The organism is Sphingopyxis sp., assembly GCF_050725655.1.
Lineage (GTDB): Bacteria > Pseudomonadota > Alphaproteobacteria > Sphingomonadales > Sphingomonadaceae > Sphingopyxis.
Window position 1 is genome coordinate 120,312 of record NZ_JBOHHT010000119.1, and the last position, 8,064, is coordinate 128,375.

Annotated in this window: 7 protein-coding genes and 1 tRNA gene; all 8 read left to right on the forward strand. The window is 64.3% G+C overall.

The genetic code is table 11. The features are described 5' to 3' along the window. The first annotated feature begins 32 nt into the window (after positions 1–32). Positions 33–1,751 carry a DNA polymerase III subunit gamma/tau gene (locus tag ACREBX_RS19290; RefSeq protein ID WP_431563349.1) on the forward strand — a complete coding sequence of 573 codons (1,719 nt, stop codon included), beginning with the start codon at positions 33–35 and terminating at the stop codon, positions 1,749–1,751. Continuing rightward, positions 1,748–2,083 carry a YbaB/EbfC family nucleoid-associated protein gene (locus ACREBX_RS19295; RefSeq protein ID WP_431563350.1) on the forward strand — a complete coding sequence of 112 codons (336 nt, stop codon included), beginning with the start codon at positions 1,748–1,750 and terminating at the stop codon, positions 2,081–2,083. The genes ACREBX_RS19290 and ACREBX_RS19295 overlap by 4 nt, the downstream gene beginning before the upstream one ends. Positions 2,084–2,206: 123 nt before the next feature. Continuing rightward, positions 2,207–4,603 carry an endopeptidase La gene (gene lon / locus ACREBX_RS19300; RefSeq protein ID WP_431563351.1) on the forward strand — a complete coding sequence of 799 codons (2,397 nt, stop codon included), beginning with the start codon at positions 2,207–2,209 and terminating at the stop codon, positions 4,601–4,603. A 169-nt stretch (positions 4,604–4,772) separates the two neighbouring features. Next, positions 4,773–5,045 carry an HU family DNA-binding protein gene (locus tag ACREBX_RS19305; RefSeq protein ID WP_011541109.1) on the forward strand — a complete coding sequence of 91 codons (273 nt, stop codon included), beginning with the start codon at positions 4,773–4,775 and terminating at the stop codon, positions 5,043–5,045. 184 nt (positions 5,046–5,229) lie between these two features. Continuing rightward, positions 5,230–5,304, forward strand: a tRNA-Val gene (locus ACREBX_RS19310). An 87-nt stretch (positions 5,305–5,391) separates the two neighbouring features. Continuing rightward, a complete protein-coding gene (locus ACREBX_RS19315) occupies positions 5,392–5,700 on the forward strand; it encodes a PepSY domain-containing protein (RefSeq protein WP_431563352.1) in 309 nt (102 codons plus the stop codon). A gap of 114 nt (positions 5,701–5,814) precedes the next feature. Next, positions 5,815–6,477, forward strand: coding sequence for a response regulator transcription factor (locus tag ACREBX_RS19320; protein WP_431563353.1), 663 nt, complete (start codon positions 5,815–5,817; stop codon positions 6,475–6,477). A 105-nt stretch (positions 6,478–6,582) separates the two neighbouring features. Then, positions 6,583–7,887 carry a sensor histidine kinase gene (locus ACREBX_RS19325; RefSeq protein WP_431563359.1) on the forward strand — a complete coding sequence of 435 codons (1,305 nt, stop codon included), beginning with the start codon at positions 6,583–6,585 and terminating at the stop codon, positions 7,885–7,887. Positions 7,888–8,064 lie beyond the last annotated feature (177 nt).

An 8,064-nucleotide genomic window follows, 5' to 3' on the forward strand; every position in this document is an offset into this window, starting at 1 on the left:
ACAAGACCGCGGCGCGCCCCTAAGACGGGGCCATGAGCGATTCCGCCGACGACGAAACCCCGATGCTGGGAATGGACCTGCCCGAGACCGCGCCGCAGCCGTCCGCAGGTCCGTACCGTGTCCTTGCCCGCAAATACCGCCCGCAAACCTTTGCCGAACTGATCGGGCAGGATGCGATGGTGCGCACGCTCGGCAACGCGATCGCGCGCGACCGGCTGGCGCATGCCTTCCTGATGACCGGCGTGCGCGGGGTCGGCAAGACGTCGACCGCGCGTCTAATCGCCAAGGCGCTGAACTGTATCGGCCCCGACGGGCAGGGCGGGCCAACGATCGATCCTTGCGGCGTGTGCGAGCCATGCCGCGCGATCACCGAGGGCCGCCATATCGACGTCATCGAGATGGACGCCGCGTCGAACACCGGCGTCGACGATGTGCGCGAGATTATCGAGGCGGTGCGCTACGCCGCGGTGTCGGCGCGCTACAAGATCTACATCATCGACGAAGTGCACATGTTGTCGCGTAACGCCTTCAATGCACTGCTGAAAACGCTCGAAGAGCCGCCGCCGCACGTCAAATTCCTGTTCGCGACGACCGAGGTCAACAAGGTGCCGGTGACGGTGCTGTCGCGCTGCCAGCGCTTCGATCTCCGCCGCATCACTCCTGATATGTTGTTCGCGCATTTCAGCTCGATCCTGCAGAAAGAAGGCGTCGAGGCCGAGGCGCCGGCGATCTGGCTGATTGCCAACGCCGCCGAAGGATCGGTGCGCGACGGCCTCTCGATCCTCGATCAGGCGATTGCGCATGCCGACCTCGATGGCGGCGGCATGATCGGCGCGGCGCAGGTGCGCGTGATGCTCGGCCTGTCCGACCGCTCGGCGATCGGGCAATTGATGGCCTCGATCCTCGATGGCGACGCTGGCGCTGCGATCGATCTGGCGCGCGCGCAATATGCGCTCGGGATCGAGCCCGTCGCGATGGTGCGCGGGCTGATGGACCTGACGCACGCCGTGACGCTCGCGAAGGTGTCGCGCCACGACGACCCCGCGCTGGCCGAGGCCGACCGCGAACGCATCGGCGACTGGGCACAAAAGCTCGGTTTCGCGCCGCTCAACCGGCTGTGGCAATTGCTGCTCAAGGGCCATGACGAGGTGCTGCGTGCGAACAATCCGCTCGAGCATCTCGAAATGCTGCTGCTCCGCGTGATTTACGCCGCGTCGATGCCCGATCCGGGTGAACTGGCAAAACTGCTCGAAAAAGGCGGCATGCCGACGATGCCGCTCGCCGCGCCCGCGGCGCCCACAGCGCAGGAAAATATGGTGGCGGAACCCGCCGCTGTGGTCGAAGCTCCGTCGACGGAAGACGCAGAGATTCCGGCCTCGGCGCTCACCGTGGCGCAGATTCACCAACTTCTCGAAAGCACCGGAAATCATCGGCTTGCGGTCGATGTTTACGATCATTTGCGAATCATCACCCTCGAACCCGGCAATCTCGTTTTCGCGCCCGTTGCTGCGCTCGGCGCGTCGTTCGCGCGCGATCTGGGTGACGCGCTGCTCGCGCAGACCGGCAGCCGCTGGCAGGTGCGGGAGGGCGAAGGCGACGGGCGGGCAAGCCTCGGCAATATTCGCGCAGCTACGCTCGCCGATAATGACGCGCGAATCCGCGAACTACCGGTGGTGAAGGCCGCCCTGGTCGCTTTTCCCGACGCAAAACTTGAAGAGACCGGCGACAATCGCCATAAGTCGAACCCATGAAATCGATCGAAGAAATGATGAAGGCGGCGCAGGAAGCGGCCGCCACGGTGCAGGCGCAGATGCAGGAGGCGCAGGCGAAGCTCGACAGCGTCGAGGTCGAAGGCGTGTCGGGCGGTGGCCTGGTACGGATTCGTGCGAGCGCCAAGGGCCGCATCAAGGAAATTTCGATCGACGACAGCCTGATCGTTCCGGCTGAAAAACAGATGCTCGAAGACCTGCTCGCCGCCGCGTTCAACGACGCGCGCGAAAAGGCCGATCGGGTCAGCAACGAGGAAATGGGCAAGATGACGAGCGGCCTGCCGCTCCCCCCGGGCTTCAAGCTGCCGTTTTGAGCCGGCTTTGCCCCGCTGTTCAGCGCAGCGACATTGAATGCGTGCCAAGTTACGCCATATTAGCGAAGAACCACCTATAAGAAGGGCGGTGCGCCCGGTCGCGGGGCCCGTCCAGGAGCCGTAATGACGCAATCCTATCCTCTTCTTCCGCTTCGTGACATCGTCGTTTTCCCGCACATGATCGTGCCGCTCTTTGTTGGACGCGACCGCTCGGTCGCCGCGCTTGAAGCCGCGATGGAATCCGACAAGGAAATCTTTCTCGTCGCGCAGCTCGATCCGGGCGAAGACGATCCGCAGCGCGATGACCTCTACGACGTCGGCGTAATCGCCACCGTGCTCCAGCTGCTGAAGCTGCCCGACGGCACCGTTCGTGTGCTCGTCGAAGGCAAGGAGCGCGCGAAGCTGCTGGCCCTGACCACCGAAGACAAGGCGGTGATGGCGAGCGTGAAGCCGGTCGGCGATACCGTCGACGACAGCGTCGATACCGCCGCGCTGATGCGTTCGGTCGTCGACCAGTTCGAAAATTACGCCAAGCTCAACAAGAAGATGCCCGCCGAAACCGCGGTGCAGCTGTCACAGATCGAGGACGCCTCGCGCCTCGCCGATTCGGTTGCCGGCAACCTCAACATCAAGGTCTCGGACAAGCAGGCGCTGCTCGTCGAGGACGCGCCGTCGAAGCGACTCGAAATGGTCTTTGCCTTCATGGAAGGCGAACTCGGGGTGCTGCAGGTCGAAAAGAAGATCCGCGGCCGCGTGAAGCGCCAGATGGAAAAGAGCCAGCGCGAATATTATCTCAACGAGCAGTTGAAGGCGATCCAGCGCGAGCTGGGTAACGACAATGGCGAGGGCGGCGACGATCTTGCCGAACTCCAGCTCAAGATCGACAGCCTGAAGATGTCGAAGGAAGCCAAGGCCAAGGCGCAGGCCGAGATGAAAAAGCTGCGCGCGATGGCGCCGATGTCGGCCGAAGCAACGGTCGTGCGCAACTATCTCGACACGCTGATCGGCCTGCCGTGGGGCAAGAAATCGAAGCTCAAGAAGGATATTGCGAAGGCGCAGGAAGTCCTCGACGACGACCATTATGCGCTCGAAAAGGTCAAGGACCGGATCGTCGAATATCTTGCGGTGCAGGCGCGCACCAACAAGCTGAAGGGGCCGATCCTGTGCCTCGTCGGCCCCCCGGGCGTCGGCAAGACCAGCCTCGGCAAGTCGATCGCCAAGGCGACCGGGCGCGAGTTCATTCGCCAGTCGCTGGGCGGCGTGCGCGACGAGGCCGAAATCCGCGGCCACCGCCGTACCTATATCGGCTCGTTGCCGGGCAAGATCGTGACGAACCTCAAAAAGGCCGGCACGATGAACCCGCTGTTCCTGCTCGACGAGATCGACAAGCTCGGCCAGGATTTCCGCGGCGATCCGGCGTCGGCGCTGCTCGAGGTGCTCGACCCCGAACAGAATGGCAAGTTCCAGGACCATTATCTGGAAGTCGACGTCGACCTCAGCGACATCATGTTCGTCACCACCGCGAACTCGCTGAACCTGCCGCAGGCATTGCTCGACCGCATGGAGATCATCCGGCTCGAAGGCTATACCGAGGACGAGAAGGTCGAGATCGCCAAGCTGCACCTGATCGCAAAGCAGGTCGAGGCGCACGGGCTGAAGGCCGGCGAATTCGAGCTGACCGAAGAGGGCCTGCGCGACCTCATCCGCTATTACACCCGCGAAGCCGGTGTCCGCACGCTCGAGCGCGAGATCGCGCGTCTGGCGCGCAAGGCGCTGCGCCGCATTCTCGAGGGTAAGGCGACAAGCGTCACCGTCACGCCGGACAATCTCTCCGAATTCGCGGGCGTCCGCAAATTTCGTCACGGCATGGGCGATCTGGAAGACCAGATCGGCGCTGTCACGGGCCTCGCCTGGACCGAGGTCGGCGGCGAATTGCTGACGATCGAAGCCGTCACCGCATCGGGCAAGGGCCAGGTTCGCACGACCGGCAAGCTTGGCGAAGTGATGACCGAATCGGTGCAGGCCGCGCTCTCCTTCGTGAAAGCGCGCGCGCCAAGCTATGGCATCAAGCCCAGCCTGTTCGCGCGCAAGGACATCCATATCCACTTGCCCGAAGGCGCGGTTCCGAAGGACGGCCCGTCGGCGGGCGTCGGCATGGTGACCGCGATGATTTCGACGCTGACCGGGATCGCGGTGCGCCGCGATGTCGCGATGACCGGCGAAGTCACGCTGCGCGGCCGCGTTCTAGCGATCGGCGGGCTCAAGGAAAAGCTGCTCGCGGCGCTGCGCGGCGGCATCACGACGGTGCTGATCCCCGAAGAAAACGAGAAGGACCTCGTTGAAATCCCGGCGAATATCACGAGCGGGCTCAAGATTATTCCGGTCAGCCATGTGGACGAAGTGCTCGCCGTGGCCTTGGTATCGCCGGTCGTGCCGATCGAATGGACCGAGGCCGACGACCTCGCCGCGTCGCCGCCGGTTCCCCCCGGTACGGACCCCGAAACGACGATTCGGCACTGAGCCGACGACGTTGGGTCGCCGTCAGCGGCCTTTTCGTCGCAAAATCGTCGTTTTAGGTCGGTTTTCGCCCTTTTTTGCTTTGACAAGATGGGGCGAAACGGCGTTAGTGGCGCGCCATGGCAACGGCCATGAATCATTCAACCAACCATAATGCAGGGGTTCCTTAGGCATGAACAAACAAGACCTGATCGCCGCCGTCGCTGACTCGAGCGGCCTGACCAAGGGTGATGCGAGCAAAGCGGTCGAGGCCGTTTTCGACGCGATCACCGGTGCGCTGAAGAAGGGCGGCGAAGTCCGTCTCGTTGGCTTCGGCACCTTCGCGGTCAGCAAGCGCAAGGCATCGACCGGCCGCAACCCGCGCACCGGCGAAACGATGACCATCGCGGCGTCGAACCAGCCGAAGTTCAAGGCCGGCAAGGCCCTCAAGGACGCCGTCAACTAAGTTGACAGGCACCTTCTGGTGAAACCATCTCGGGCCGTGGCGCAAGCTGCGGCCCGATTTGTATCTGCCCGATGGGATCCAAGTGGTTTGCGCGTGAAGATTGAGCAAATGCCCGTTGCAATCACCGTCGCAGCGGCTATGGACGTCCAGCTTTCGGACGCCGGGCCATTGGTCCGCCCCGATCGGGCGCGTAGCTCAGCGGTAGAGCACACCCTTCACACGGGTGGGGTCACAGGTTCAATCCCTGTCGCGCCCACCATGGCTTCCCCGCCATGGCAGGAACCGAAACCGGAGCTGACCCGGCCATTCATCGCCTATTCAATGCTTTCGCGTTAGAGAAACGGCCATGATCCGTACATTGACCCTCTCCCTCATCTCCGCGCTGCTGTTGTCGGCAGGCGCGCCCGCGGCTGCCCGCGGCAACCGCGACCAGGACAATCTGCGCGAAGCGGCGGCGCAGGGACAGGTTATCCCGCTCAACAAGCTGATCGCCGACGTCCGTTCGCGCCCGCCGTATAGCGAGATGACCTATCTCGGCGGCCCGCAGTTCGACGCGGGGCGGATGATCTATGCCCTGAAATTCATGGACGGCAGCCAGGTGGTCGTCGTCTATGTCGATGCCCGCACCGGCCGGATCGTGGGACGCAAACCCTGACATTCCAGTGAACCGACGTTTCGTCGCAACGAGATTTTGCGATGATCGTTCGGACTTGATACACAGTCGAAACATGCGGCCGGGCTGCCCGGTACGCAAAGGAAAGGCGCCTGAATGCGGATCTTGATTGTCGAAGACGAACCCACGCTGGGCCCGCAGCTGAAGGCGACGCTGGAAGGCGCCGGCTATGCTGTGGACCTCGCGACCGACGGCGAGGATGGCCATTTCCTTGGCTCGACCGAAAATTACGACGCGGCGATCCTCGACCTCGGCCTTCCCGAAATCGACGGGCTCACCGTGCTCGATCGCTGGCGCCGTGAAAAGCGCAACTTTCCGGTGCTCGTCCTGACGGCGCGCGACAGCTGGTCCGACAAGGTGGCGGGGCTCGACGCGGGCGCCGATGACTATCTCGCCAAGCCGTTCCAGACCGAAGAGCTGATCGCCCGCCTGCGCGCGCTGATCCGCCGCGCCGCGGGCAATGCGTCGAGCGAGCTGATCGCAGGCGACGTTCGCCTCGACACGCGCTCGGGCCGCGTCACGCTCGCGGGCGAGCCGGTGAAGCTGACCGCGCAGGAATATAAGCTGCTGTCGTATCTGCTCCATCACAAGGGCAAGGTCGTGTCGCGCACCGAGTTGATCGAGCATATCTACGATCAGGATTTCGACCGCGATTCGAACACGATCGAGGTGTTCGTGACGCGCATCCGCAAGAAATTGGGCGCCGACATCATCACGACGATCCGCGGCCTCGGCTACCAGCTCGACGATCCGCAGTAAGCCGTGAGCGAGGCCGACGTCGCCCCGGCGGTCGTAGAGGACCCGGACGCGGCGGGAAAACCGGCGGCGCTGACCAGCCGCATCACCGGCTCGCTCGCGCGGCGCATGATCGCGATCGCGGCGCTGTGGATTTCGGTGCTGCTGATCGGCGGCGGCTTTGCGCTCGACCGCGTGCTGACCGGCGCGATCACGCGCAACTTCGATTCGAGCCTCGAATATGTACTGATCGCGATGATCCGCTCGTCGGAAATTGGCCCCGATGGCGAAGTGCGGCTGGTCGAACCGCTCGGCGACCAGCGCTTCCTCGAACCCTATAGCGGGCTCTATTGGCAGATCAGCGGCGGCAATCAGGAACCCTATCGTTCGCGCTCGCTGTGGGAGCGCTCGCTGAAGGCGCCGACCCCGCATGTCGACAACCAGATCCACACGTACGACAGCACCCAGTTCCCCGAAGAGGAACTGCGCGTGCTCGAACGCAACGTCATCCTGCCGGGCAGCCAGACCAACTGGCGGTTCCAGATTGCGCAATCGCGCGAAGCGCTCGATACCCAGAATCGCGCGGTGCGCGCGACGCTGATTCCCAGCCTTGCGCTGCTCGGCCTCGGCCTCATCATCCTTGCTGCACTCCAGACCTTCTATGGCCTGTGGCCGCTGCGCCATATCCGGCGCGCGATCGCGGCGATGCGCGGCGGGCAGAATCGCCGCGTCGATGCGCCTTTGCCGCTTGAGGTGCAGCCGATGGTCGACGAACTCAATGCGCTGCTCGCGCATAACGAAAAACAGGCGGAGGAGGCGCGGCTGCACGCGGGAAACCTCGCGCATGCGCTGAAAACGCCGCTCACTGTCCTCGTCAACAGCGCGACGAGCTCGACATCGGAACTTGCCGAGACCGTGCGGCGCGAGGCGGCGACGATGCAGCGGCAGGTCGACCACCACCTCGCCCGCGCACGTGCGGTCGGGCGGCGCGGCGCGGCGCAGGCGCGCGCGACCGTGTGGGACAGTGTGGGCAGCGTATCGCGTGCGGTCGCCGCGCTCTATCCCGACGCGCGGCTCGATGCGGCGGGCGACAAGACCGTCGTCGTGCGGGTCGAGCGACAGGATCTCGACGAACTCGTCGGAAACCTGCTCGAAAATGCGGCCAAATATGGCGGTGGCAGCGTCTTTGTCACGGTCGGCCGCGAAGACGGGATGGCGGAAATCCTGGTCGAGGACGATGGCGCGGGGATTTCGCTCGCCGACCGTGACCGCGTCATCGATCGCGGCGTCCGCCTCGACAGCGGCAAACCGGGGACGGGACTGGGCCTCGCGATCGTGCGCGACGTTGCCGAAATCTACGGTGGCAGCGTCACGCTCGAAGAGAGCGAGGACTTGGGCGGGCTGCTAGTGCGGCTTAGGTTGCCGGCGGGGTAGGGACGAACGTCAGCTTTGGGGTGGTGAGCGGCCGTAAGAGTGGGTGCGCGGGTATCCCCTCCCGCAAGCGGGAGGGGCAGCGAGGCTTGCCAGCTTGCTGGCTAGCCGCAGCGGGGTGGGCCATAGCAACGTCGCTGCCCACCCCCGACCCCTCCCGCCTGCGGGAGGGGAGAAGAA